This is a genomic window from Arcobacter defluvii, from assembly GCF_013201725.1.
Lineage (GTDB): Bacteria > Campylobacterota > Campylobacteria > Campylobacterales > Arcobacteraceae > Aliarcobacter > Aliarcobacter defluvii.
In genome coordinates this window covers 768,276-791,583 of sequence record NZ_CP053835.1, presented here as the reverse complement: position 1 = coordinate 791,583, position 23,308 = coordinate 768,276, and the positions used below count along the sequence as shown (strand labels likewise).

The window sequence follows — 23,308 nt, the reverse complement described above, 5'->3', positions numbered from 1 at the left end:
CTTTAGGTTTCAAATAACATGGAGCAATTTTTCAAAGAAATTCAGCACATAAATAGTGTTGAAGATGCTATTAACAAACTAAAAACTCAGATTGATATATCACCTAAGTTATATGAAATTATTAACTTTATTATAGAAGCACATGAGGGTCAATTTAGAAAAAGTGGTGAGCCTTATTGTGTTCATCCAATACTAGTTGCTTGTGTAACTGCTAGTTTTTCAAAAGATGAAGCAATCATCGCAACTGCTTTACTACATGATGTAGTAGAAGATACAGAATATTCTTTAGATTTTGTAAATGATGCTTGGGGTAGTGATATTGCACATATGGTTGATGGACTTACAAAGATTGTTGAAATAAGAGAACATGAATTTGTAACTTCAAAAGATGCAAATGATTCTAAGATTATCTCTTCTGCACTAACTTTTAGAAAAATGCTTATTGCATCAATAGATGATCCAAGAGTTTTAGTTGTAAAACTGTGTGACAGACTTCATAATATGCTAACGCTTAGTGTTTTACCTCCAAATAAACAAAAAAGAATTGCTGAAGAAACATTGGTTGTTTATGTTCCAATTGCAAATAGATTAGGAATTTCAACTTTAAAAAATTCTCTTGAAGATTTAGCCTTTTTTTATATTTATCCAAATGAATATAAAAAAATTGATCTTTTTTTAAAAGAACATGAACATGCAATGCAGTTAAGTTTTAATAATTTTATTACTACTACTAAAAATTTATTAGAAAAAAATGGTTTTGATTTAGATAAAATAAAAATATACTCAAGAATAAAACATCACTATTCAATTTATTTAAAAATGCAAAGAAAAGGTATTTCTATTGAAGAAGTTTTAGATTTATTTGCAATTAGAATTTTAGTTGATAAAGACATAGATTGCTATAAAGTTTTAGGATTTATTCATTTAGAATATAAACCTTTAATTTCAAGATTTAAAGATTATGTTGCAACTCCAAAAGAGAATGGTTATCAAACAATTCATACTACAGTATTTTATAACTCTAAAGTTTATGAAATACAAATTCGTTCTTTTGAAATGAATAAGATTGCAGAATATGGAATAGCAGCACATTGGATTTATAAAACTGGTGTAAAAAATACAACAAATCTTAACTGGTTAAAATCATTAGAATTTTCAAATGAAAATATAGAAGAATTTTATCAAGAAACAAAAGCTGATTTGTATAATGAAGAGATTATAGTTTATTCACCAAAGGGAGAAGTTTTTACACTTCCAGTTGGTTCAACTGCTTATGATTTTGCTTTTGCAGTTCACACAAATATTGGTAAACGTGCTGTTTCTTGTCATATTAACAAAATAAAGAAATCTCTTTTAACTGTTTTAAAAAGTACCGATATTGTATCAATTGAAATTGGAGATGAGACTGTTGTTCGATGTTCATGGATAGAAATGATTAAAACTTCGCGTGCTAAAAAACAGATAAAACTACTTTGTGCACATAGACAAAAAGAGATTGATGAATTATCTGGTAAAAATATTATTAATACTGTTTTTTCAAGATATTATGAAGATATAACAAAAATTTATCCTGTTGAATCATTGTATAAAATACCTCAAATTTTAGATTTTTTCAAACATACAAAATTAATTATTGAAAAAAATATAATTAGAGATAAAGGTCTAATGACTAGATTTAAGATATTAACAAGTAAAATAAAAGAGTATAAATTTGACAATATCTTAATATATTCAAATTTCAGTATAAGTTCTGTATCATTTGACCATTGTTGTCATCCTAAATTTGGAGATGACATAGTAGCATTTAGAAATGGTAATGATGCTATAATTCATCACAAAATGTGTGATAAAGCTTACAATAAAATAAAAACAAATCAAGAAATGCTTTTTTGTAAATGGACTCAAAATAGTGTATATCAATACAAAATGGTAATAAGTATTCCAAATACGAGAGGTGAATTAGCCAAAGTTTTAACTTATATGGCACAATATGAATTTTATATCTTAGGTGTAGAATTTGGAAGACAAAAACATTCATATATTCAATATTGTGATATTGAATTTGAAACAAATAAATCAAGTATTGATGAAGTAAGAAGAATAATAGAGAAAAAAGTTAAAGTTATCGAGTTCTTTTCAAAAAAAGATGCTTATAATAAATAATTAAAGGGTTAAAAAATTAATGGAAAATAGAATTAAAGAAGCATTAAATGAAATAAAAAGAGGATGCGCAGAAATAATTGATATTGAAGCAATTGAAAAATTAATAAAAAAATATTTTGAAACAGGTGAAAATTTTTTTGTAAAAGCTGGTTTTGATCCAACTGCTCCTGACTTACATTTAGGACATACAGTATTAATTCAAAAACTTGCAACTTTTCAAAAATTTGGTGGAATTATTCAATTTTTGATTGGAGATTTTACTGCAACTATTGGAGATCCAACAGGGAAAAGTGAAACAAGAAAAGTTTTAAGTAGTGAACAAGTATTAAAAAATGCAGAAACATATAAAGAACAAGTATTTAAAATTTTAGATTCAAATAAAACTCAAGTAGTATTTAATAGTTCTTGGCTAAAAGAGTTAGGAACAGGTGGTTTAATTGCACTTGCTTCAAATTTAACAGTTGCAAGAATGTTAGAACGTGATGATTTTTCAAAAAGATATGCATCAAATACACCAATAGCTGTAAGTGAATTTTTATATCCTTTATTGCAAGGTTATGATTCTGTTGCTATGAATACAGATATTGAACTTGGAGGAACAGACCAAAAATTCAATCTTCTAATGGGAAGAACTTTACAAAAAGCATACAATTGTAAAAAACAACAAGCTGTTTTAATGATGCCAATTCTTGAAGGATTAGATGGTGTTCAAAAAATGTCTAAATCTTTAGGTAACTATATTGGAGTTACAGATGAACCTTTTGATATGTTTGGAAAAATTCTTTCAATTTCTGATGAACTAATGTGGAGATATTTTGAATTATTATCTTCAAAATCTTTAAAAGAAATTGAAGATATTCAAAATGGTGTAAAAAATGGTACATTACATCCTAAAAAAGTAAAAGAAGAATTAGCAATGGAAATAGTAGATAGATTCCATGGTGCTGGTTTTGGTGAAAAAGCAAAAGAAGAATTTGAAAGAGTATTCGCAAAAAAAGACATTCCAACAGATATGCCAGAATTTATTTTTGAAGATTCTATCTGGATTTGTCAAGCTTTAGTTGATTCAAAATTAGTTGATTCAACTTCACAAGCAAGACGGGATATAAAAGCAAATGCGGTATCAATTAATCAAGAAAAAATAAATGATGATAAGTTAAATTTAGAAAAAGGTGAATATATTTTACAAAAAGGTAAAAAAAGTTTCGCTAAGATAGTAATAAAATAGAAAGGCTAATTTTGAGAATAGGAAAGTATGAAATAAAGCATCCAATCATACAAGGTGGAATGGGTGTAGGAATAAGTTGGGATCAATTAGCTGGAAGCGTTAGTTTAGAAGGTGGACTTGGTGTAATTTCAGCTGTTGGAACAGGATATTATAAAAATAAAAGTGAGAATGTTCACATAATTACAAAAAAAGATAAGCCTAAAGATGTAATCAATTTTTATAGTAAAGATGCTTTAAAAGAGATTTTTGATAATGCTAGAAAAATTTGTGGAGATGCTCCACTTGCTTGTAATGTATTGTATGCAATAAATGATTATGGAAGAGTTGTTCATGATGCTTGTGAAGCAGGTGCTAATATTATTATTACAGGTGCTGGACTTCCTACAAATATGCCTGAATTTACAAAAGATTATCCTGATGTTGCACTTGTACCAATAGTTTCAAGTGCAAGGGCTTTAAAACTTATTTGTAAAAAATGGGAAAGATATAACAAAATTCCTGATGCAATTATTGTTGAAGGACCTCTAAGTGGTGGACATCAAGGATTTAAATATGAAGATTGTTATAAAGAAGAGTTCCAGTTAGAAAATATTGTTCCTCCAGTAATAGAAGAAGCAAAAAAATGGGGAAATATTCCAGTTATTGCAGCTGGTGGAGTTTGGGATAAAAAAGACATAGACAAATTTTTAGCAATGGGTTGTGCTGGTGTTCAAATGGCAACTAGATTTATAGGAACATTTGAATGTGATGCTGATGCAAACTTTAAAAATGTATTACTTAATGCTAAAAAAGAAGATATTCAACTTATGAAATCTCCTGTTGGACTTCCAGCACGTGGTGTAAGAACAAATCTGCAATTTTCGATTGAAAATCATACTGCACCTAAAGTTCAGTGTGTTTCAAATTGTGTAAGTCCATGTAATAGAGGTCATGAAGCTAAACTTGTTGGATATTGTATTGCAGATAGACTAGGAGCAGCATATAAAGGTGATCTTGAAACTGGTCTATTTTTCTCAGGTTCAAATGGTTATAGAATTGATAAAATAATTACAGTAAAAGAATTAATGCAAAAATTAACTATGGGAGAATAGAAATCTTTAAAAAATTTTTTATTCTAATCATCACATTTAATCTGTTATTTGCAAATTCTTATATTGATAATTTAGAACAACAATATCGAGCAGCAAAAATAGAGTTTTTAAAAGCTGCTTTGAAAAAAGATGAGCAGCTAAAGATTGATGAACTAAAAAAAGTGATTGAATTAGGTGAAAAATTAAAAAAAGATGTTCGCCCTGATAAGAAAAAATTAGAAATTCTTATCTCTCGTCAAAATAAAAATTCTCAAAACAATACATCTTCTTCAATTAATATAGAAAAAGCATCTGATAATAAGAAAAATAGTAATTCATCTAATATTATTTACTCTATAAAATCTGTTTATACGTCAAATAATCAAATTATTATTGATTTTAATGTTGATATTGATAAAAATGATATTAAATTTTTTGAGTTAAATCAAACAAGTTTATATAAAGATGTGTTTGATATAAATGGTTATTTTAAAGATGCAATACCTACTAAACTTGATATTAATGGATTAGATAAAATAACTCTTGGACAATTTAAACCAAATGTTTTGAGAATAGTATTATCAGATAAAAAAGCTATCAGTTCATCAATAAGTATAAATAAACGGCAAATTATTATTACAGTAAATAATCTTCCATCTAATAAGATAAAAGAACCAATATTAGATAAAAAAATAGAAGAAATTACTCCTATAAAAGAAGTAAAGAATCCAACAAATGATTTTATTGATGAAAAAAATTCTATTAGATTAATAACAACTGAAGATAATAAAATCATTGTTAAATTTAATAAAAATTATTCAAAAAACAATATCAAGTTTAGAGCTTTTAAACAAAATGGAAACTATGAAAATATTTTTGATATAGATGGAAAATACAAATATATTGTTCCTTTAAAATTAAATATTCTAGGTATTGACAAAATAGTTTCAACACAAAATGGCAATAATTTAGTAAGAATTAGATTAACGAATAAAGTAAATAGTAAAATTAATTATTCTTTAAATCAAAGAGAATTAATAATTACAGTAAATACACCTACAGATACTGCTGTTAAAACTACACCACAAAGAATAATAAATAAAATTATTGTTATAGATGCTGGACATGGTGGAGATGATGTTGGAGCAGTTGGACCAAACAAAAAATATGAAAAAGTTATAAACCTAAATGTTTCAAAATATTTATATACTATTTTAAAACAAAGAGGTTACAAAGTATTTTTAACAAGAAACAATGATAGATTTATAAAAGTTATGAATAGAACTATTTTGGCAAATGAGAAAAATGCTGATATATTTATTTCTATTCACACTAATGCTGTACCAAAAGAAAAAGCTCATGAAGTTGCTGGAATAGAAACATTCTTCTTAAGTCCAGCAAGAAGTGAAAGAGCAAAAAGAGTAGCAGCACTTGAAAATAAATCAGATATAAGAGAAATGAGTTCTTCTTCTAAAGATGTATTTTTAGAATCATTAAATCGTCCAAGAATAACTGCATCTCATAAATTAGCAATTGATGTACAAGCTGGAATTTTGCAATCAGCTCGTACTAAATATAAAGATGTAGGTGACTCAGGTGTAAGAGAAGGACCATTTTGGGTTTTAGTTGGAGCACAAATGCCATCAATTTTAGTTGAGTTAGGATATATATCTCATCCTGAAGAGAGTCGTAGATTGTATAATAAAGAGTATCAACAACTATTAGCAAATGGAATTGCTAATGGTGTAGATTCTTACTTTTTAAAAAATCCGTAATTTCTTTTATTAAAATCTCTTGTTTATTTTTAATTCTTGGAAGATTATTTAAAGAAAAAAACTTTACTTTTGAATTTTCCCAAGATAAATAGTTACTTTTTAAAGTATCATTTAAAAAATATTTTTCTAAATCTTCAATATTTTTACTATTTACTAACCAAATACCAATATCTTTGTCTATATTTATTTGTTCAAAATAATCTTCAAATAATGCAATATCAACATTTATTGAACTCTCTTCAATAAACTCTCTTTTTGCACATTCATAAGCTGTTTCGTTTCTATTTTTTGTTCCTTTTAAACAACCCCATTTATCTTTACTTGCAATTGAACGGCATAATAATATTTTTATATCATCACCTTTTACCATATATGGTACAACACCATATGCCTTAACATGAGATCTCATTTTGTTTTAGCCTTTTAAGAATTTATTTTTTTATTATAAACAGATGTAGAGAAAATCAACCAAAATAACATTGGTAATAATAAAGATATTTCAGGAGTAATACTGCCTGAACTTGTAAGTTTGAATAACATAAAGAAAAATCCCCATACAATCAATGTTCCAAAAATTGAAAGAGAAGTAAACTTTCCAATATTAAAAAATCTACTATTTAAAGATGCATATGCATAAATTAATAATAATATAGGAATAACAAAAAATGGAATAACTAATTGATTATATAGCACTCCTCTGATTTTTTGGGTATTTATACCTTGTTCTTTTAATAAAACCAATGCAGAAATTGCATCAAAAATAGAAAAATCTGTTTTACTTTCATATACATTATCTAAAATTTTTGGTTTAAATCCATCTAAAGTATGTAAAAATTTTTCATATTTTATATCTAATTTTGAATTATCTACATCAATATTTTCGGGTTTATTTATTATTTTAACATTAACAACATACCATCTATTATTTTGAAAATATGCTTTTTCTCCTATAATACTTTCAACAACATCACTATTATTTACTCTAAAGATATGTATATTTTCAGCTCTTTTTTCTAAAGGTAATAATTTTTCAAAATATACATAATAATCATTATATTTTAAAAAAATATCATTTTTTGTACTTGTGAAATATTCATTATTTAATATCTTTCTTTTTTGATCATAAGAATAAGCAAGAGGTGTCATCTGTAAAAAAATCAATAAAAATAATAGTAAAATTGAAATTGAAACAACTGGCATAAATATCTCTTTTCTTGTAGCACCAAGAGCATTAAATGCAACAAATTCATTATTTCTTACAAAAACTACTAAAGTAATAACCCAACCAAAAACTATCGATAAGGGTAAGGCTAAAGTTAAAGTAAAAAAACTGTTGTATAAAATATAAAGTAATTGTAAATTTGCTGATGTTGGAACATTTTTAAAATTTTGTAAATAATCAATTCCAACAAAAAATAGTTCAAGAGAGATTAAGACAATAATAAAATTAAGTATGTATCTTTTTAAAATATATTTTGTTAATATGCTCATGTTTACTTCAATGTAAATTTAGATTTTACATAATCGATTTCTTCAGTTTTAAGTGCTTCTATCGCTTTTATAGTATGTGGTATTATATCTTGCAATTTATTTAACTCTTCTTTTGAAAAGTTACTTAATACATAATTTGCAACATCATTTTTATCTGTTGGTTTTCCAATTCCTATTCTAACCCTAATATAATCTTTTCCAATGTGAGAATCTAAAGATCTAAGACCATTGTGTCCACCATGCCCACCACCAATTTTAAACTTTACTGTTCCAAATGGTAAATCTAAATCATCATGAATTACAATAATATTCTCTAACTCAATTTTGTAATACTCTTTTATAGCATGAACAGCAACACCCGAATTATTCATATATGTTGTTGGTTTTGCAAAAAGGTTATATCCTGATTTTAAAAGTGTTGATTGGAAATTTGAATTATTTATATTTGAAGTAGAAAGATTTTTAGTCATCTCATCGATAACTAAAAATCCTATATTATGTCTTGTTAAATGATACTTTTCACCAATATTTCCAAGACCTACGATTAAATGCATAAATTTTTATTATTTAGCTTTAATTACACCAACAACTGGTACTCTTGGATCTAAGAAACAATCTATATTTTCTGGTAAAGTTAAATCTCTAATTAAGATATTATCACCTGTATCTAAATTTGTTACATCTAAAGTAATATTGTTTGGTAATTCTTCAATTGTACATTTAACAGGTACTCTTTTTGTATGAACCATTAAAAGACCTTTATTTTTAAGACCTTTAGCAATACCTGTAGTTTTAACTGGAATTTTATATGAAGTTTTAACACCTGCTTGTGCAACCATTAAATCAACATGTAATAACTCAGAAGTTAATGGACATTTTTGATACTCTTGAACTACAACTTTTAATACATTTCCAGATAAATTAACATCAAATGCTAATGTTTCTTTATTTCTTAAGAATTTAATAAATTCATTTCTTTTAAATGCAGCTGAAATATTTTCTAAACCTTTACCGTAGATATTTGCAATTAAATATCCTTCTCTTCTTAAAGTTTTAGTAGCTTGTTTTGTCATACTATCTCTAATGATACCCTCTAACATAACGATCCTTTTGTTTAATTTTATAATTTGAGACGGGATTATATTTAATTTTAACTAAATATTGGTTTAAGTTTTTATTAATTATTTATTTAACTTTTATTAATAGAATTTTAGATAACATAATTACCTCAATAAAAAACAAATATAAGGTTAAAATCCGATGATATTATTAGATGGAAAAGCATTATCTGAAAAAATCAAAGAAGAAGTTAAAGTTGAAGTTGCCCAACTTGTAGAAGAGAAACAAATAACTCCAGGACTTGCAGTAATTTTAGTTGGAAATGATCCAGCAAGTGCAACTTATGTAGCAAGTAAAGCAAAATCATGTAAAAATGCAGGAATCTACTCTGTTGTTCATGAAATGCCTGAAAGTATAACTCAAGAAGAATTACTTGAAACAATTGCAAGAATGAATGAAAATCCAAAACTTGATGGTATTTTAGTTCAACTTCCACTTCCTAAACATATTGATACAACAATTGTTCTTGAAGCAATTAATCCTTTAAAAGATGTTGATGGTTTCCATCCATACAACGTAGGAAGAATGGTTTCAAATCTTGATGCCTTTTTACCTGCAACTCCATTTGGTGTTATGAGAATGTTTGAAGAGTATGGGATTGAATTAAGTGGAAAAAATGTTGTAGTTATTGGAAGTAGTGATATTGTTGGAAAACCAATGGCTTCACTTTTAATCAATGCAAAAGCAACTGTAACTGTTTGTAATTCAAGAACAAAAGATTTAAAAGCTCATACACTTGCAGCTGATATTGTTGTAATTGCAGTTGGAGTTCCATATCTATTAAAAGCTGATATGGTAAAAGATGGCGCTGTTGTTATTGATGTTGGTATTAATAGACTTGAAACTGGAAAATTAGTTGGAGATGCTGATTTTGAAGGTTTAAAAGATAAATGTTCTTTTTTAACTCCAGTTCCTGGTGGAGTTGGTCCAATGACTATTGCTATGTTATTAAAAAATACTATCAAAGCTGCTAAATTAAGAGATAAAAGAGAAATAAAATAAATGTTAAAAAAAATATATAACTGGTCCTCTTCATGGACGGGAACAATAGTAATAGTTCTTGCAATTATATTTTTTATTGCACAAGCATTTGTAATTCCAAGTGGAAGTATGAAAAATACTTTACTTATTGGAGATATGCTTTTTGTAAAAAAATTTTCATATGGAATTCCAACACCAAGAATTCCATGGCTTGAAATAAAAGTTTTACCTGATTTTAATGGAAATGGTCATTTAATTGAAGGTGAAAGACCAAAACGTGGTGATATTGTTGTTTTTAGATATCCTAAAAATGAAACAATTCACTATGTAAAAAGAGCAGTTGCAACAGGTGGAGATTTAGTTGCAATAAAAGATAAACATCTTTTATTACATCCAAAAGAAGGTAATGAATTTGTAAAAGCAAATTATCCAAAAGAAAATATTATTGAAGTTGAAGATAAACTTTGGGTTGTTGATCCTTATATGCATGAACATCCTGGAATTCATCATGATCCATCTGTTGTAAATAATGGTTTAAATCCTAGTGAATTATTTAATATGATGCCTATAATTGTTCCTGAAGATGAAACATTTATGATGGGAGACAATAGAGATCACTCAAATGACTCAAGATTTTGGGGAACAGTTCCATATAAATTTATTGTAGGAACACCTTGGTTTGTATATTTTTCTTGGGATGAGAATAAAGAAATCAGATGGGATAGAGTTCTAAAAAGTGTAAAAAGTATTGAAGAAAATATGGATACAAAAAATATAGAAATAAATCATCAAGAAGGAATCTATTAATGAGATATTATATTGGTGCTGATCATGCGGGAATAGACATCAAAGCTTATGTTAAAGAACTTTTTGAGAAAAAAGGACATGAAGTTATAGATTTAGGTCCAAATAATAAAAATAGAGTTGATTATCCTGATTTTGCTGCACTTGTTTGTAAGAATGTATTAGAAGATGAAGGTTCTAAAGGAATTTTAATTTGTGGTTCAGGAATAGGTATGAGTATGGCTGCAAATAAATTTGATGGAATAAGAGCCGCTTTATGCCACAATGAATACTCTGCAAAAATGGCAAGAGAACATAACGATGCAAATGTTATTTGTTTAGGCGAAAGAGTTTCAGGTTATGGAATGATTGAAGCTATCGTTGATGCTTGGGATAAAGCTTCATTTGAAGGTGGAAGACATTCTCAAAGAGTTGAAAAAATCAATGCCTTAGGGAAAATGGGAAGTTGTAGAGCATAATATTATGCTCTACTTTACCATCAAATATCCATCACTATCTTCATAATAATCTTTTAAAACTTTTTTTATTTTAAATCCAAATTTTTCATATAATTTTATTGCTTTTATATTTGTTATTTTAACTTCTAATGAGTAATTTTTATTTTTGAGATTTTCAAAACTATATTCAAGTAATTTTGAAGCAATTCCTAAAGCTTGAAAATCACTATCAATTGCTAAAGAATATAATCTAAAATAGTTTTTTCTTTCAAGCCATAAAATATAACCAACAATTTTTTCATCTATTTCAAATACATATAAATAGTTTTTCAAAATATGATATTTAAAAGACTCTTTACTTAAAGAAAAAGGGTCATTTGTAAAAACTTTGTTTTCTAAATCATATAAAAATTTTAGATTTTCTTTTTTTGCTTTTTTAATCATTTTTGATAAATTACATATTTAGGAACAATTTTTTTAGGTCTATATGACATTTTTACTTTTTTAAGATTTTCAAATCCCATATCATCACCAACATTAATATATTCGATTGCATATTTATCTTTTAGTATTTTTGTAAACTCTCTAAAAATAAACTGAGCACAACCTAAAACTTCAAAATCTGTTTTTTCTATAATTACACTAGCTGTAGTTTCATTTATTTTTTCACCAACAGTAAAACCTTTTATTTCATCATTTATATAAATTACTAAACCTATAACATCTAATTTGTCATAATCATTTATCAGTCTTTTAACTGCAAATCTTTCAAAATATATTCCATCTAAAAAAGCTTCAACCTCTTCTTTTGGCATATAAGTTGTTCTATCTTTTACCCATTTGTTAAAAAGAGCTAAAACTTCTTTTGAATGTTTTTCTTTGTCTAAAATTTCTAATCTATGATTTGGATAAACTTTTCTAAATCTATTTATTTCATTTCTTTTTGATTTGTATGAATCGCCTTTTAAATCTATTAAATCTTCAACTTTATAAATATAATCTACAAGTTTCTTCTCTACAATAAAATCTTTTAGCATTTCATAAACTAAAGTCCCCTCTTCTAAATAATCAACAAAACCTTCGAGTAACTCTTCATGAACATACTCTATTTTTGAATAATTTCTATTACTATTATGTGCATTCATTATTTCAAAGCATTTAAGCATTGCTTCATAAGTATTCTCTTTTTTACCAATTGGAGGTAAAAGCATAGTTAATGTTCCAGAATTTAGAATAAACAGACAAAAAGTATCATTTACTATTGCATAAAATCCTGTTGCTGTTGATAACCATATGTAATTTCCAGCAAATGTATAATCACTTAAATCAACATTTATTAATTTTAAGTATTCATTCATCGTATCTTTTGCACTTAAATCAAAGTGTTCTAAAGTATGATTGTTTATTGTCAAAGTTGACATTTTGTTTTTTCCTTAAGAAATTTTTTGCGAATTATACATCTAATTTTTGATTTTGCATCAAAGTGATAAAATATTTCTTATAAGTGCCTATTTATCAATATTATGACATAATCAAACAAATTTAAAAAGGCATATTTTATGAATGATTGGCAAGTATATTTAATGATGTTTATTGTTGTTAGTTTAATGTTACTTGGCAAAAAAATGATGTTTTTTAACGATGATAAAAAAGATCCAAAGGATAAAAATTGATAAATCCAAAGATTATAGATTATATTTTCTCAAGTGCATCTATTCAAAGATGGAATGATTATCCAAGAATGGTTGAACTAGTAGAACTTGATAAACAAGCTCACAAATTTATAATTGCTTATTTTATAGCAAAACTGGAAAAAGATATAAATTTTACACACTTAATAGAAGCTGGTATTTTTGAATTTTTAAGACGTGTAGTTGTAACTGATATAAGACCTGATGTTTTTAGAAAAGCTTTACAAAAAAAATCAAAAGAGATTAATAGTTGGGTTATTTCAAAATTATCTTCTTCTATAAAAGATATTGATAATGGAACTTTTTTACAAAAATTTGAAGAGTTTTTAAACAATCCAGAAATGTATAAAAAAGAGAGATTTATTTTAAAAGCAGCTTCATATCTTGCAACAAAATGGGAGTTTTCAATAGTTTATCAAACAAGTCAATTTTTAAATGATATTGAAGATGTAAAAAAAAGTGTTGATGAAGAGCTTGAAGATTATTATGAATTAATTGGAGTGCGAAAAATTGCATTAAATAAAAAATTAGGAAAAATTGTAGATTTAAGTGGTAGATTAAGATTCCAAAAAAGATGGGCTCAAACTCCAAGAATCCCTGAAACATCAGTTTTAGGACATATGCTTACTGTTGCAATATTTGGATATTTTTTCTCACTTGAAGTAAAAGCTTGTGATAAAAGATTACAAAACAATTTTTTTACAGCTTTATTTCATGATTTACCTGAAGCTTTAACACGAGATATTATTACTCCTGTAAAATACTGCGTTGATGAATTATCTGACATAATTGCAGAGTATGAAATAGAAAAAATTGAAGATGATATTCTGCCAAATATTCCAGAAACTTTGCATGAAGAGTTTTCTTATATCTTAGGTCTTTATGATGGAATTAAAGAAGAATTTACAAATAAAATCAAACACAATGGAAAAATTGAAGTTGTAGAAGATATTTCAAAATATAACATTGATAAATATGAAGCAATTGATGGACTTGCATTAAAACAGTGTGATAAATTATCAGCATTTGTGGAAGCTAGTTTATCAATCTCACATGGAATAAAATCTAAAGAATTAATAAGTGGTAAAAAAGAGATTTTAAAAAGTTTAAAAGAGATTCAAGGAATAGATTTCAAAGCAATTGCTACTCAAATCGATTATGAATTTGGAACAACAGGACAAACACAAGCTAGAATGGATTTTGATTAAAATATAGCTTTTAAAAGCTATATTTTAAGTTTACATATCCATAACGTCCTGGATCATTAAGTAACACTCTTTCTGAATTAATTGTTGCATACGTAATATCTTGATATGTATTTGTTGAAGCATAAGTTTTATCAAATATATTATCAATACCAAGTGTTAAACTAAAATTTTTATGTAATTGATTTGTATATTTTAAATTAACAACTGCATAACCACCTAATTCTTGTTCTCTGGCACTATCATCATAACTATCCCATCTATCAACTGCAATAACCTCAGCTGTATATTTAGCTTTATCTTGTTCATAATTTAAAGCTAGATTTACTTTTAATGGTGGTATTTCTGCTAAATCTTTATCAGTAACATCCTCATCTTTTTTACCTCTTTGGTAAGCTATACCATAATCAAATGAAAAATTATCTGTAACTACATAAAGTCCACTTACATCAAATCCATAAATTTTTGCATCAATATTTTCAAATTTATTTCCAGTATTATAAATATAATCTTTTAGCACTGAATAAAATAATTTTGGTCTTATATTGAAATTTCCAATAGTCTTATCAAATCCTAAATCTACTTCATAATTTTTTACATCTTCTAAATCAGAATTTCCTTGAGTTCCCATACCAGTTGTATAAAGTTCTCTTGCATCTGGAACTCTTGCTGATTTTCCTATTCCTGCAAAATATTTTGTATATTCATCAGCATTATAAATTCCAAAAATATTTGCATTTAATGAAGCATATTTTTTATCAGTTTTTAAAATACTTGATGAATCAATATCTGTATAATCATATCTTGCACCCATTTCTAAATCTAATTTTCCAAATGATTTTTCAATTTTTGAAAAAATGGCTTTATTTGTTGTATCAGTTGATGCTAAACTAGAACCTGTATAAGTTGTAATTCCTGTTGTTGTATCCGTTCTAAAGTTTTCACCTCTCCAGTTTCTTACACTTGTATCTAATCCTACAGTAACTAATGAATCTGCAACTTCAACGCTATTTTTTATTTTAGTTCCCCAAATTGAAGTTTTATAATGAGCAGTATTATAAGTTGTTAATCCACTATTTCTCAATCTTGTACTCATAGGATGATCAACATCTGAATAGTAATAATCTAAATCTAATTGTTTAGAAAAATCTCCTAAATTTCTTGCAGTATATCCAACTGTATAAATATTTGAATCATCATAATCAGCATCCATTGTTCCTGTTGGATATAAAACATTATCACTTCTATTTGCTGTGTAAGAAAGTTTTATTTCTTGATCATCATCTATATTAAATTGACCTTTTGTTAAAACAGTTTGTTTCTCATATGCTTTTTGGTTTGGATTAATATATGTAGCATTAGTTGCTGGCATCATTGGATTCATTGCATTTGGAATAGCATTCATTCCTTTTAATATTTGTTGTTCATAAAAATCATTCCCATTTCCATCTTCATACTGATCACTTCTTTCAGTTGAAGCAGAAACTAAAAGTTTAAATCTATCTGTTCCACCACTTACAGTTGCACTAGCTTTTGTATAACCATAACTTCCTGCATTTAAGTTAATTTCACCATGAAGATCTTTTGTTGGTTCTTTAGTTTTAACTTGAACTAAACCACTTAAAGTTCCAAAGTTTTCAACATCATAAGGACCTTCAATTACTTTTACACTTTCAATATTATTAGTTAAAACATGAGATGTTGCTGGATCCATTCTATTTGGACAAGCTCCATAAATTTTTGCATCATCAAGTAAAATATTTATATTATCTTTTTTTTGTCCTCTTAAAATAATATCATTTGCTATTCCACTTCTTCTTACAATTGAAATTGATGGTATATTTTTCATCAATGCTTCTGCTAAATCGGCACTTTTTATTTGTTCACTGCTAACATCTTTTACTATTTTTGAGTTTGCAGTTTCAACTACACTGATAGTTTCCAATGTATTAGTTTCACTTGCAAATAAAACAGCAGTTGTTACAAGTGATAGAGAAATAATTCTATTCATAAATTTTACCTTGTATTAAAAATTTATGAAAGTATTACAAAGAGCTGTTAATTTACTGTTAATTATTAAAAATAGTTTTGAATAAACTCTTTTGCTTCAAATTTCTCTTTTTCTTTTTTTTCAATATCCCATTTCAAAATTTTTGCCATTTTTTCACAAACAATATCAACAAGTTCTAAAGAAGATTTTTTATCTACAAAACAAAGCCCTATTCTTCTTGCTAAATAATCTATTGGTTTTTGAATAAACTCTTCTTTTATACAATATTCTATCTCTTTTTTTAAATAAGGAAATCTTTCATGTAATAAATCAAAATCTTTATTTTCATCTGCAAGTGCTAAAATCTTTGTTGAATTATCTCCATAAAGTGAAATCAAAGATTTTTTTGTTTTTTTTGAAATAGGATAAAATGAAGTTAATTTTTCTAAGTTTTTTTTCTTTTGTTTATTTCCTACAAGTTTATATTTTTTTGTTTTACACAGCTCTTTCTTTTCAATTTTTTCTTGCTTTATTAAATAATCCATCATATCATTTGCCATTTTTCTATAAGTAGTCCATTTTCCACCGCAAATCGAAACTAAACCACTTTTTGAAGTAAAAATCGAATGTTCTCTGTTTATTTGTTCTGTTTTTGATTTGTCACTTTTTACAAGAGGTCGAATTCCACTCCATGAAGATAAAATATCATCTTTTGATAAAGTTTTATCAAAATAATTATTTACCTCTTTTAATAAATACTCTATTTCTTCATCTTTTACTTTTGAATTTTCCTCATAAAAAGTTTTATTATCTGTTGTTCCTATTAAACAATGTTCTAAAAAAGGCAATACAAAAATAACTCTATTATCACTTGTATTTGGTATCAAAATTGCTTCATCAGAAGATAAAAAATCCTTTGAAACAACAATATGAATTCCACTACTTAAAGTTAAAACTTCTTTTGTTTCATTATCTAAAAATCTCATATTATCAACATTTGCACCTGTTGCATTTATGATAACTTTTGATTTGATTTCAAACTCTTCATTTTTTACTTTATCAAAATACTTCACACCTAAAATATTATGATTATCATCATATAAAAAATTTTTAACTTCACAATAATTTTTAACAACTGCACCATTTTCAAAAGCTGATTGTATAAGTGAGATTATCATTCTAAAATCTAAAAAAGTTCCATCGTAAAATGAAATACATGCTTTTAAATTCTTTTTTCTTAAATTTTTAAAATAGTAGCTACTAACAACTTTATTTAAAAAAGTGCTATTACCTAAACTATTTTTAAATGAAATTATTTTATAAATAAACAAACCTATATAGTTTTTAATTAGGCTAAAATAAGAATAATTTGGAATATTTATTTTTAATTTTCTTGATATATTTGAAGCATTTTTTAAAAAAATTGCTCTTTCTTTTAAAGCTTCTTTTACTAAATTATATTGAGATTTATCAAACTCTTTAATTGCTTTTTCAAGATACCTAACTCCACCATGAACTAATTTTGAACTTTTAGAACTAGCTTTACTTCCAAAATCATCTTTTTCTAAAAGTAAAACTTTATAACCTCTAAGTGTTGCATCAAGACATATTCCACTTCCAACAGCTCCACCGCCAATCACAACAATATCATAGTTTTCATCTATTGAATTTATCATATTTTTCTCAATTAAAGGTATTTAAAAAAAGCTTTTTGCTAAGCTAGGATATAATAAAAATAAATAAAAAGGAATTAAATGCAAATAATTATTGCCATTGCTATTTTAATCATAGCTATTACTTTGATATTGTATAAAGTAAATAGCCAATTTGAAAAAAGAGAGTTTATAATCCTTTTATTGATTATTATTATTTCTACTGTTGCTTTCATAGTATATGAAAAAAACCAAGAGAACTTTTTTCCTAAAATGTTTAAAGAAAAATATGAAAAAGAAAAAAATGTAAGTATAGAAGGATTGACAGCTGAACTATTAAACAACAAAGTAGTAAGTTCTAAAACAAAATTTATTTATAAATTTACATATCTTATAAAGAAAAATGACAAAGAGTTTTTATGTGTATCTTCAAATGTTGAAATAGACAAAATAGAAAATAATTTTGTATTTAAAGATTTCTCAAATTTAAAAGAAGAATGTACGTTAAAGTAACTCTTCTTTTATGCTGGTTTAAATCCACTTTTACTTTTACAAACCTGAGGAAACAAACAATTTTCACACTCAGGTTTTACAGCTTTACAAATATATCTTCCAAATAAAACCATTGCTTGATGAAAAATATGTAAATCATGCCCTTTTAGTTTTTTAACCAAATCAGCTTCAGTTATATCAACTGTTTTTCCGTCACTAAGTCCTAGTCTATGAGAAACTCTAAAAACATGAGTATCAACAGCCATAAGATTTGCACCCTCAAACTCAATCATAAAAACATTTGCAGTTTTGTTTCCAACACCTGCTAATTTCATTAGTTTTTGTTGGTCATGGGGAATCTCACCATCATAATTCATCAAAACACTTTGAGCCATTTTAATGATATTTTTTGCTTTATTATTAAAAAATGAACAAGATTTTAATAACTCTTTCACATCATCAAGTTCAGCAACAGCCAACTCTTTAACACTTGGATATTTTTCAAAAAGTGCTGGAGTTATTATATTTACTCTTTTATCTGTACATTGAGCACTTAAAATAATAGCTATTAATAATTCATAATCATTTCGATAATTTAGCTCTGTAACTGCATCACTATACTTTTCAATAAAAGCTTGTTTGATTATTTCTATATCTTGTTTTGTTGCTTTTTTCATCTTATATCTCTTTAATCTTAGCTATCTCATCTCTTAATCTAATAGCTTCTTCAAAGTTTAAATCAGAAGCTGCTTTTTTCATTTGTTTATTTAATTCTATTAAGATTTTCTTTCTCTCAGCTGCTGGCATTTTTTCAAGTTTTTGTTTTTTCCAAGCCACATCATCATACTCTTCGAGTTTTAAATTTTCATCTAGTTTTCTTTTTGTAGATTTTGGAGTTATATTGTTTTTGATATTGTGTTCTTCTTGGATTTTTCTTCTTCTATTTGTTTCATCTATTGCAAATTGCATTGAAGCTGTGATTTTTTTGGCAAATAAAATAACTCTTCCATTTTCATTTCTAGCTGCTCTTCCTATTGTTTGAATAAGTGAAGTACGACTTCTTAAAAAACCTTCTTTATCTGCATCTAAAATAGCAACTAAAGAAGTTTCAGGAATATCCAAACCTTCTCTTAAAAGATTAATTCCGATTAATACATCAAAAGTTCCAAGTCTTAATTCTCTAATTATTTGATTTCTTTCAATCGCATCAATTTCAGAGTGCATATATTTTACTTTTATTCCTAAATCAGCATAATAACTTGCTAACTCTTCAGCCATTTTTTTAGTTAAAACAGTTACTAAAACTCTTTCATTTTTTGCAATTACTTTTTTGATTTCATCGTGAAGTTTTTCCACTTGAAATTCACTATCAACAATATCAATAACTGGATCAAGAAGTCCAGTTGGTCGGATAATCTGCTCAGCTACAACTGAACTCATCTCAAGTTCAAGTTCATTTGGAGTTGCACTTACAAATACATAATGTGGAGCTTTTTTTATAAACTCATCAAATTTTAATGGTCTATTATCAAGTGCAGAAGGAAGTCTAAATCCATACTCTACTAAAACCTCTTTTCTGCTTCTATCAGCAGCATGCATTCCTCTAAATTGAGAAAGTGAAACATGTGATTCATCAACTACAAGTAAAAAATCTTTTTCCATTTGTTCAAAATAATCAAGTAAAGAATAAGGAGTTTCACCTGGTTTTTGACCTGTTAGATGTCGTGCATAGTTTTCAATTCCTTTACACATTCCAGTTCCTTCAATCATCTCTAAATCAAACTCAACTCTTTGTTTTAGCCTTTGATATTCAACTAACTTTTGCTCTTTTTGAAAGTATTCAAGTCTTTCATCTAACTCTTCTTCAATTTCTTTTACAGCATTTGCAAGTTTATCATTTGAAACAACGAAAGGATTAACTGAATAAATTATTACTTCTTGTAAATCTTTTACTCTATTATTTGTGATATATTCATGTTTTGAAATAGATTCAACCTCATCACCAAAAAATTCAACTCTAATAAATTCATCTTCAAAATAAGCAGGAAAAATATCTATTACATCACCATTTACTCTAAAATCAGCCCTATCAAAGAATTTATCATTTCTTTTATAACCCATTTCTACAAGTTTTAATAAAAACTCTTTTTGTGAATACTCAAAACCTACTTCAACTCTTTGAACCATTGCTTTATATTCAGCAGGATTTCCTAAACCATAGTTTGCAGAAACAGAAGCAATTACAATAACATCATCAAAAGATAAAAGTGAAGCTGTTGCACTAAGTCTTAATCTTTCTAATTCTTCATTTATTGAACTATCTTTTTCAATAAATAAATCACTTCTCGGAATATAAGCTTCTGGTTGATAATAATCATAATAAGAAATAAAATATTCAACATGATTGTTTGGGAAAAATTGTTTAAATTCAGAGTATAGCTGAGCTGCTAAAGTTTTATTGTGAGTCATTATAAGAGTTGGCTTTTGAACTTTTTCAATAACTTTAGCTATTGTATAAGTTTTACCACTTCCAGTAACTCCTAAAAGCGTGTTATATTGGTTTCCAGCTTCTATACTATCACTCAAAGCCTTTATTGCTTTTGGTTGGTCTCCACTTGGTTCATAATCACTTACTACTTTAAAATTTGCTATGGGAACTCCTTTATCTATCTTTTAGGATTTCATATAAAATAATTGATACATCTCTTGCTGTCCAAATAACATCTCGACTTAAAGTATCTCTATCTTTTTCAATATTTGCATTATTCAAATATTTATTTAAAATTCTTTGCATATCTTGTTTTCTAAGTTCATCTCTTAACTCTAAAATAGTTATATGAAAAAAATTATCACTATTTGAAACTGTTAATTTACCATCAGTTTTTAAAAAATGTAAAAGAATAGAAACTTGCCAAGTATGCCACTCTATTTTATCCATTGCACTTGGCAATTTACTTACATAATCCAATGCTCTATAAGAATCTAAAATAACTCTACAAGCTTTTGATAAAGCATTAATATTCATCTTTTCCACATTTTTAGGAAATTTTATCTCTTCTAATTTTACAATTTTTATAGATTGTACCATCTCTTTTTTATTATTAGGATTTGTACTATTTTCATTGTTCATTAATAAATAAATTAAAATAATCAACAATAAGATAGTAATTACTATTACTATACCTATTATGGTAAGATGCATATACTTTCCTCTTCAAAATTTGAATTATTAAATTTCATATATTTTTTTTGACAGCATAATGATGGAACATTTAAATATTTCTTATTTTCAATAAAAAAAATTTTTCCTTGGTGATAATGTCCCTCTATTACAATATCTGTATTGTAATTTTTTAATCTTTTCAAAACTATCTTTTCAAAATTATCTATTTTATGGCAAATATTTTTTTTACATAATACCTCTTCTATTTTTTTTGAAATAAAAAAGTTTACATCTATAAAATTCATAAATTTCAAAAAAAATCTATTTCTTACAATTTTACAAAATAAATCATATTTCCAATTTATAAAATTGTCACCATGAGATAAACTAACAGTCTTATTTTCATATTTTGCTAAAAGTGGTTGATTCTCTCTTTTTACAATCTTTATTTCTGAAAAAAGTTCTTTCAAATTAAAATCGTGATTTCCTTCTAAATAAACAATTTCAATATCTTTAGATAATTTATTTAAAAGTTCTATTATCTCCATATTTTGTTTAACAAAATATTTACATTCACTTGAAATAAAATCTATCATATCACCCATTAAAAAGATTTGAGGAGGTAAAATTTCTTTATTTTCTATTTTTTTTAGAAGTATCAAAAATTCTTTATTTTTTTGATTAAAATGTGAGTCAGCTACAAAAATAGCTCCTTGTTTTATAAAAAAATCCATGAGCTATCTTGCAGTTCTTCTAATATTTTGAATTATGGCATATAAAATATTAAATTTTTGATAATTATTAAAAATTTCAAAAATAATTATATTCATAGTAACGCTATATCCTTGTAACCTACAGCTAAAACTTCATAAGTTTTAACTCCACCTGGAAGTGTTGCTCTTACTTCATCACCCTCTTCTTTTCCCATTAATTGTTTTGCAAGTGGTGAATTAAAAGAAATCATTCCTTTATCAGCATTAGACTCAACTCCACCAACTATTGTATAAGTAAATTCTTCATTTGTATTTACATCAACTAAACTAACAGTTGAACCAAAACTTACTTTATCATGAGGAAGAGTTGAAGGATCGATTATTACTGCTTTTGAAATAACCGCATTTAATTCAGCAATTTGAGAATCAATTAATGCTAATTTATCTTTTGCAGAGTGATATTCAGCATTTTCTTTTAAATCTCCTAATTGTCTAGCTTCGTCTAATGCAATTACAGTTTCTGGTCTTTCAGTTTTTTTTAAAAACTCCAATTCTCCTGTAATTTTATTATATCCAGCCATTGTCATTGGTTCTTTATCCATCAACATCTCCAATAAATTTATTTATGTTATAATACCTAAAAATAGTAAAAGAGAAGTTTAGATGAGATATGATAGAACAAAAAAGCTATTTGGTGATGAGGCATTTGAAAATTTGAAAAATGCCAAATTAATACTTTTAGGAGTTGGTGGTGTTGGAAGTTTTGCACTTGATGCTCTTTATAATACTGGGATTACAGATATCACAATAGTTGATTTTGATACCTATGAAGAATCAAATATGAATAGACAACTTGGTAGCCATGGAAATATTGGAAAAATAAAGGTTGAAGCTTTAAAAGAAAAATATCCAACTGTTACTCCTATTCATGTAAAAATCACGCCAGAATGGATTGATGATTTTGATTTTTCATCTTATGATTATATTTTAGATGCAATTGATGATATAAGACCAAAAGTTCATCTAATAAAAAAATACTTTACTAAAGTTATTAGTACAAGTGGTGGAGCAAAAAGAATTGATCCAAGTAAAATAGAATATATTTCTATTTGGGATACATATAATGATCCATTTATTAAAAAGATTAGAGAAGAGTTAAAGAAACAAGGATTTAAGAAAAAATTTAAAGTAATTTTTTCATCGGAAAATCCAAAATGTATTGAAAAGGGTAGTTTTGAGGGAGTTACTGGTTCATTTGGTTTAATGATGGCATCTGTTACAGTACAAAAATTATTAAAAAAGATGGAAAAATAACTTAAAGATACTCAAAGTTT

The 23,308-nt window shown here is 26.3% G+C and carries 23 protein-coding genes; 10 read left to right on the top strand and 13 right to left on the bottom strand.

Annotation, left to right across the window (positions count from 1 at the left end; genetic code table 11):
• Window positions 1-18: 18 nt before the first annotated feature.
• The 4 genes from ADFLV_RS03990 to ADFLV_RS03975 all read left to right on the top strand — a co-directional run bounded on the left by ADFLV_RS03990 (window position 19) and on the right by ADFLV_RS03975 (window position 6,236).
• Window positions 19-2,163, top strand: a complete 2,145-nt coding sequence (locus tag ADFLV_RS03990; protein WP_014473501.1) for a RelA/SpoT family protein — start codon at window positions 19-21, stop codon at window positions 2,161-2,163.
• Between the two features lie 19 nt (window positions 2,164-2,182).
• Window positions 2,183-3,391: a tyrosine--tRNA ligase gene (tyrS, locus tag ADFLV_RS03985; protein ID WP_129011006.1), complete on the top strand. Its 1,209-nt coding sequence runs from the start codon at window positions 2,183-2,185 to the stop codon at window positions 3,389-3,391.
• Window positions 3,392-3,402: 11 nt separating this feature from the next.
• Window positions 3,403-4,482 carry a nitronate monooxygenase gene (locus ADFLV_RS03980; protein WP_129011007.1) on the top strand — a complete coding sequence of 360 codons (1,080 nt, stop codon included), beginning with the start codon at window positions 3,403-3,405 and terminating at the stop codon, window positions 4,480-4,482.
• A gap of 119 nt (window positions 4,483-4,601) precedes the next feature.
• Window positions 4,602-6,236 (top strand): N-acetylmuramoyl-L-alanine amidase family protein, encoded by a 1,635-nt coding sequence (locus ADFLV_RS03975; RefSeq protein ID WP_172658752.1) that lies wholly within the window; start codon window positions 4,602-4,604, stop codon window positions 6,234-6,236.
• On the opposite strand, the gene ADFLV_RS03970 is transcribed toward ADFLV_RS03975, so the two are convergent.
• Genes ADFLV_RS03970 through ADFLV_RS03955 form a run of 4 tightly spaced genes read right to left on the bottom strand, consistent with a single transcriptional unit; the run spans window position 6,199 to window position 8,827 of the window.
• Window positions 6,199-6,645, bottom strand: a complete 447-nt coding sequence (locus ADFLV_RS03970; RefSeq protein WP_041654664.1) for an NUDIX domain-containing protein — start codon at window positions 6,643-6,645, stop codon at window positions 6,199-6,201. The two genes, ADFLV_RS03975 and ADFLV_RS03970, sit on opposite strands and share 38 nt — an antisense overlap.
• Before the next feature lie 14 nt (window positions 6,646-6,659).
• Window positions 6,660-7,727, bottom strand: a complete 1,068-nt coding sequence (locus ADFLV_RS03965) for an LptF/LptG family permease (protein ID WP_014473496.1) — start codon at window positions 7,725-7,727, stop codon at window positions 6,660-6,662.
• Window positions 7,728-7,729: 2 nt separating this feature from the next.
• A complete protein-coding gene (gene pth / locus ADFLV_RS03960; protein ID WP_129011009.1) occupies window positions 7,730-8,281 on the bottom strand; it encodes an aminoacyl-tRNA hydrolase in 552 nt (183 codons plus the stop codon).
• Window positions 8,282-8,290: 9 nt separating this feature from the next.
• Window positions 8,291-8,827 (bottom strand): 50S ribosomal protein L25/general stress protein Ctc, encoded by a 537-nt coding sequence (locus ADFLV_RS03955; RefSeq protein WP_014473494.1) that lies wholly within the window; start codon window positions 8,825-8,827, stop codon window positions 8,291-8,293.
• Between the two features lie 160 nt (window positions 8,828-8,987).
• Here ADFLV_RS03955 and folD point away from each other — a divergent pair, with 160 nt between their 5' ends.
• Genes folD through rpiB form a run of 3 tightly spaced genes read left to right on the top strand, consistent with a single transcriptional unit; the run spans window position 8,988 to window position 11,089 of the window.
• Entirely contained in the window at window positions 8,988-9,848 is an 861-nt protein-coding gene (folD, locus tag ADFLV_RS03950; RefSeq protein ID WP_014473493.1) for a bifunctional methylenetetrahydrofolate dehydrogenase/methenyltetrahydrofolate cyclohydrolase FolD, read from the top strand.
• Entirely contained in the window at window positions 9,849-10,634 is a 786-nt protein-coding gene (lepB, locus tag ADFLV_RS03945; RefSeq protein ID WP_129011010.1) for a signal peptidase I, read from the top strand.
• Window positions 10,634-11,089: a ribose 5-phosphate isomerase B gene (gene rpiB / locus ADFLV_RS03940; protein WP_129011011.1), complete on the top strand. Its 456-nt coding sequence runs from the start codon at window positions 10,634-10,636 to the stop codon at window positions 11,087-11,089. The genes lepB and rpiB overlap by 1 nt, the downstream gene beginning before the upstream one ends.
• Before the next feature lie 9 nt (window positions 11,090-11,098).
• Here rpiB and ADFLV_RS03935 read toward each other — a convergent pair whose 3' ends face one another.
• Together ADFLV_RS03935 and ADFLV_RS03930 are read right to left on the bottom strand one after the other, a co-directional pair.
• Entirely contained in the window at window positions 11,099-11,512 is a 414-nt protein-coding gene (locus ADFLV_RS03935; RefSeq protein ID WP_129011012.1) for a GNAT family N-acetyltransferase, read from the bottom strand.
• On the bottom strand, window positions 11,509-12,489 hold the full coding sequence (locus ADFLV_RS03930; RefSeq protein WP_129011013.1) for a DUF2156 domain-containing protein: 981 nt from the start codon (window positions 12,487-12,489) through the stop codon (window positions 11,509-11,511). Before ADFLV_RS03930 ends, ADFLV_RS03935 begins: the two co-directional genes overlap by 4 nt.
• A 248-nt stretch (window positions 12,490-12,737) precedes the next feature.
• Between ADFLV_RS03930 and ADFLV_RS03925 the strand changes: the two genes are divergently transcribed.
• A complete protein-coding gene (locus ADFLV_RS03925; protein ID WP_129011014.1) occupies window positions 12,738-13,967 on the top strand; it encodes an HD domain-containing protein in 1,230 nt (409 codons plus the stop codon).
• Window positions 13,968-13,977: 10 nt separating this feature from the next.
• On the opposite strand, the gene ADFLV_RS03920 is transcribed toward ADFLV_RS03925, so the two are convergent.
• Both ADFLV_RS03920 and ADFLV_RS03915 read right to left on the bottom strand, forming a co-directional pair.
• Window positions 13,978-15,975 carry a TonB-dependent receptor plug domain-containing protein gene (locus ADFLV_RS03920; RefSeq protein WP_129011015.1) on the bottom strand — a complete coding sequence of 666 codons (1,998 nt, stop codon included), beginning with the start codon at window positions 15,973-15,975 and terminating at the stop codon, window positions 13,978-13,980.
• Between the two features lie 65 nt (window positions 15,976-16,040).
• Window positions 16,041-17,630 carry a glycerol-3-phosphate dehydrogenase/oxidase gene (locus ADFLV_RS03915; protein ID WP_129011016.1) on the bottom strand — a complete coding sequence of 530 codons (1,590 nt, stop codon included), beginning with the start codon at window positions 17,628-17,630 and terminating at the stop codon, window positions 16,041-16,043.
• 78 nt (window positions 17,631-17,708) lie between these two features.
• Between ADFLV_RS03915 and ADFLV_RS03910 the strand changes: the two genes are divergently transcribed.
• Window positions 17,709-18,119 (top strand): hypothetical protein, encoded by a 411-nt coding sequence (locus ADFLV_RS03910; protein WP_129011017.1) that lies wholly within the window; start codon window positions 17,709-17,711, stop codon window positions 18,117-18,119.
• Between the two features lie 8 nt (window positions 18,120-18,127).
• Here the strand turns inward: ADFLV_RS03910 and nth are convergent, their stop codons facing one another.
• The 5 genes from nth to greA all read right to left on the bottom strand — a co-directional run bounded on the left by nth (window position 18,128) and on the right by greA (window position 22,576).
• Window positions 18,128-18,775, bottom strand: coding sequence for an endonuclease III (nth, locus tag ADFLV_RS03905; RefSeq protein ID WP_014473484.1), 648 nt, complete (start codon window positions 18,773-18,775; stop codon window positions 18,128-18,130).
• Between the two features lies 1 nt (window position 18,776).
• Window positions 18,777-20,750: an excinuclease ABC subunit UvrB gene (gene uvrB, locus ADFLV_RS03900; RefSeq protein WP_129011018.1), complete on the bottom strand. Its 1,974-nt coding sequence runs from the start codon at window positions 20,748-20,750 to the stop codon at window positions 18,777-18,779.
• Between the two features lie 10 nt (window positions 20,751-20,760).
• Complete coding sequence (locus ADFLV_RS03895) at window positions 20,761-21,300, bottom strand: hypothetical protein (RefSeq protein ID WP_129011019.1); 540 nt, start codon at window positions 21,298-21,300, stop codon at window positions 20,761-20,763.
• Window positions 21,285-21,995, bottom strand: a complete 711-nt coding sequence (locus ADFLV_RS03890; protein ID WP_014473481.1) for a UDP-2,3-diacylglucosamine diphosphatase — start codon at window positions 21,993-21,995, stop codon at window positions 21,285-21,287. The genes ADFLV_RS03895 and ADFLV_RS03890 overlap by 16 nt, the downstream gene beginning before the upstream one ends.
• Before the next feature lie 92 nt (window positions 21,996-22,087).
• Window positions 22,088-22,576 (bottom strand): transcription elongation factor GreA, encoded by a 489-nt coding sequence (gene greA / locus ADFLV_RS03885; protein WP_129011020.1) that lies wholly within the window; start codon window positions 22,574-22,576, stop codon window positions 22,088-22,090.
• Window positions 22,577-22,637: 61 nt separating this feature from the next.
• Here greA and ADFLV_RS03880 point away from each other — a divergent pair, with 61 nt between their 5' ends.
• Window positions 22,638-23,288, top strand: a complete 651-nt coding sequence (locus ADFLV_RS03880; RefSeq protein WP_129011021.1) for a tRNA threonylcarbamoyladenosine dehydratase — start codon at window positions 22,638-22,640, stop codon at window positions 23,286-23,288.
• The last annotated feature ends 20 nt before the right edge of the window (window positions 23,289-23,308 follow it).

What these genes read in the sequence shown, in the direction of transcription:
- ADFLV_RS03990 (WP_014473501.1), top strand. Translation starts at nt 19, where the DNA reads ATGGAGCAATTTTTCAAAGAAATTCAGCACATAAATAGTGTTGAAGAT.
- tyrS (WP_129011006.1), top strand. Translation starts at nt 2,183, where the DNA reads ATGGAAAATAGAATTAAAGAAGCATTAAATGAAATAAAAAGAGGATGC.
- ADFLV_RS03970 (WP_041654664.1), bottom strand. Translation starts at nt 6,645, where the DNA reads ATGAGATCTCATGTTAAGGCATATGGTGTTGTACCATATATGGTAAAA.
- ADFLV_RS03965 (WP_014473496.1), bottom strand. Translation starts at nt 7,727, where the DNA reads ATGAGCATATTAACAAAATATATTTTAAAAAGATACATACTTAATTTT.
- pth (WP_129011009.1), bottom strand. Translation starts at nt 8,281, where the DNA reads ATGCATTTAATCGTAGGTCTTGGAAATATTGGTGAAAAGTATCATTTA.
- ADFLV_RS03955 (WP_014473494.1), bottom strand. Translation starts at nt 8,827, where the DNA reads ATGTTAGAGGGTATCATTAGAGATAGTATGACAAAACAAGCTACTAAA.
- folD (WP_014473493.1), top strand. Translation starts at nt 8,988, where the DNA reads ATGATATTATTAGATGGAAAAGCATTATCTGAAAAAATCAAAGAAGAA.
- lepB (WP_129011010.1), top strand. Translation starts at nt 9,849, where the DNA reads ATGTTAAAAAAAATATATAACTGGTCCTCTTCATGGACGGGAACAATA.
- rpiB (WP_129011011.1), top strand. Translation starts at nt 10,634, where the DNA reads ATGAGATATTATATTGGTGCTGATCATGCGGGAATAGACATCAAAGCT.
- ADFLV_RS03935 (WP_129011012.1), bottom strand. Translation starts at nt 11,512, where the DNA reads ATGATTAAAAAAGCAAAAAAAGAAAATCTAAAATTTTTATATGATTTA.
- ADFLV_RS03930 (WP_129011013.1), bottom strand. Translation starts at nt 12,489, where the DNA reads ATGTCAACTTTGACAATAAACAATCATACTTTAGAACACTTTGATTTA.
- ADFLV_RS03920 (WP_129011015.1), bottom strand. Translation starts at nt 15,975, where the DNA reads ATGAATAGAATTATTTCTCTATCACTTGTAACAACTGCTGTTTTATTT.
- ADFLV_RS03915 (WP_129011016.1), bottom strand. Translation starts at nt 17,630, where the DNA reads ATGATAAATTCAATAGATGAAAACTATGATATTGTTGTGATTGGCGGT.
- ADFLV_RS03910 (WP_129011017.1), top strand. Translation starts at nt 17,709, where the DNA reads ATGCAAATAATTATTGCCATTGCTATTTTAATCATAGCTATTACTTTG.
- nth (WP_014473484.1), bottom strand. Translation starts at nt 18,775, where the DNA reads ATGAAAAAAGCAACAAAACAAGATATAGAAATAATCAAACAAGCTTTT.
- ADFLV_RS03895 (WP_129011019.1), bottom strand. Translation starts at nt 21,300, where the DNA reads ATGCATCTTACCATAATAGGTATAGTAATAGTAATTACTATCTTATTG.
- ADFLV_RS03890 (WP_014473481.1), bottom strand. Translation starts at nt 21,995, where the DNA reads ATGGATTTTTTTATAAAACAAGGAGCTATTTTTGTAGCTGACTCACAT.
- greA (WP_129011020.1), bottom strand. Translation starts at nt 22,576, where the DNA reads ATGGATAAAGAACCAATGACAATGGCTGGATATAATAAAATTACAGGA.
- ADFLV_RS03880 (WP_129011021.1), top strand. Translation starts at nt 22,638, where the DNA reads ATGAGATATGATAGAACAAAAAAGCTATTTGGTGATGAGGCATTTGAA.